Annotated in this window: 2 protein-coding genes; one reads left to right on the plus strand and one right to left on the minus strand. The window is 40.2% G+C overall.

What is annotated here, in order from left to right; genetic code table 11:
- Positions 1-102: 102 nt before the first annotated feature.
- Positions 103-525 (minus strand): IS200/IS605 family transposase, encoded by a 423-nt coding sequence (tnpA, locus tag F6K06_RS33420; RefSeq protein ID WP_192901108.1) that lies wholly within the window; start codon positions 523-525, stop codon positions 103-105.
- 74 nt (positions 526-599) lie between these two features.
- Between tnpA and F6K06_RS33425 the strand changes: the two genes are divergently transcribed.
- Positions 600-1,979 carry a transposase gene (locus F6K06_RS33425; RefSeq protein ID WP_287245489.1) on the plus strand — a complete coding sequence of 460 codons (1,380 nt, stop codon included), beginning with the start codon at positions 600-602 and terminating at the stop codon, positions 1,977-1,979.
- The last annotated feature ends 5 nt before the right edge of the window (positions 1,980-1,984 follow it).

The raw sequence follows: 1,984 nt of genomic DNA on the forward strand, positions 1-1,984 counted from the left end.
ACAACCATAAGGGGGTTGGTAAGGGGGTGCTGGTTTCCCCACTCCTCCACAGGGTGGGGCGGAAAGCACCCCCTTACATAAATAAATGTTGATCCGCTTCGATCAAGATGTTTGTCTACCTCCCGACTGATTTTTGATGTAATCTTTGACTATTTCCAAGGGTGCGCCACCACAGGAAACTATACATTTTGAGTCATGCCATAATTTAGCTTTTCCCCAGTAAAATTGGTTGATTTCTTGAGCATATTTTCGTCTAATAATTCTGCTGGTAGCAGACTTTAGAGATGATATTAACTGGGAAATATTATTGTCTGGATGTAGCTGAATCAATATGTGTACATGGTCTGGCTCACCTTCAAACTCTTCTAAGGAACAGCGTTTAGCAGTTAAAACTTTTTCTATGATTTCCCTCATATCTTTAATCATGTTTGTAGTCAATACTTTTTTTCTATATTGAGTCACGAAACATATATGCAGGTGAATGTCATAGACTACATGAGAACCACGGTTTAATTCTTTTTCCATAATTTCTACTCATTTTTATTTTTGGTGTTAAGATAATTATATCGACTCAAACTTTATCTAGAGGTGATAGTTCTATGGCCAATAGAAGATTGACTTTTCGACTGTATCCGACAAAAGTACAGAAAGAAAAACTATTTTTAGTCAGAAAACTACACCAGCTTTTGTATAACGCTTGTGTCGCTCATAGGCGTTTTGAGTGGAGAAAAAATCGCTCAAATGTAGACTATTTCACTCAGCAAAACGCATTACCAGGTTTTAGACAGCAGTGGTCCGATTATCAACAGCTTAATTTAAGTTCATTGCAAGCAACAGTCAAGCGTGTTGACTTAGCTTATAATGCTTTTTTTAAAGGAATCAGGAAACGCCCAAAGTTTAAGTCAATTAGGAATTACTCCGGTTGGACTTACCCAGATGGTCGTCAAGGTTTTAAGGTGCAAATTGAAAAGTGCCAAAAATATTCTGTTAACTGTGGATGGGTGACACTTAATGACTTGGGTATGAGACTCAGGATGCGGGGTAGGTTTAAGTATTGGGGAAAACCTACTACTTGTACGATTGTTTATCGTCCTCATAAAGATGAGTGGTATGTTTCATTTAGTATCAAGACCTCGGAACCATTACCGTTGTTTGGCAGTAAATCTCCCTTAGATTATGAGTCAATGGTGGCTTTTGACCTTGGTACTCAAACAGCTTTGACTTGTGATGATGGCTATGGTTTTGACGAAATTAGTAATCCTAGATTTGACAGGGAGTTTGCCCCAAAAATTCAGCAAGCTTCACGTCAACTCAAAAGAAAGCAAGGACCAATTAAAGGTAAGCAAAAAGCATCAAGTAGATGGAAAAAAGCGAAGAGAAAAATCTCTAAGCTCAAGGCCAAACAATCAGCCGTAAGACAAGATTGGCAGCATAAAGTAACTACAGATATTGCTAGTTGTTATGACATCGTAGTTACTGAAAAATTAAATGTTAAAGGCATGACCCGAAAAGCCAAGACAGGTAAACGCTCAAAGCAAAAAGCAGGTCTCAACCGTTCTCTGCTTGATGTTGGCTTTGGAACATTAAATCAGATGGTGTTGTATAAAATTTTAGGTAAAGGTGGTTTGCATATAACCATTGACACCAGGAGAGTCAAGCCTTCTCAGAGATGCCCTAGCTGTGGAACAGTTCATAAAGAATGGGCACAGTTGAGTAATCGTTACCATGTTTGTGATGATTGTGGTTTTGAGGTGCCAAGAGACCAAGGCTCGGTCATGGTGATGTGGAATGTTGCTGCAGATCGGCAACCGGGGTTAGGAACTGGCCTCGTTAATCGTCGATGCTCAAGCTCTACTGATTCGACCCGTAAACATACAGGCTCGATGAGGCAACTGGGGCAAATGAAGCGCTCAAAATCTCAAAGTGCGGACTTTGTTGACGGGGACTTAGAAACCCCGTCCGTCTACACGGCGGGGTAGTTCAT

It is taken from the genome of Okeania sp. SIO1H4, from assembly GCF_010672695.1.
Classification (GTDB): domain Bacteria; phylum Cyanobacteriota; class Cyanobacteriia; order Cyanobacteriales; family Microcoleaceae; genus Okeania; species Okeania hirsuta.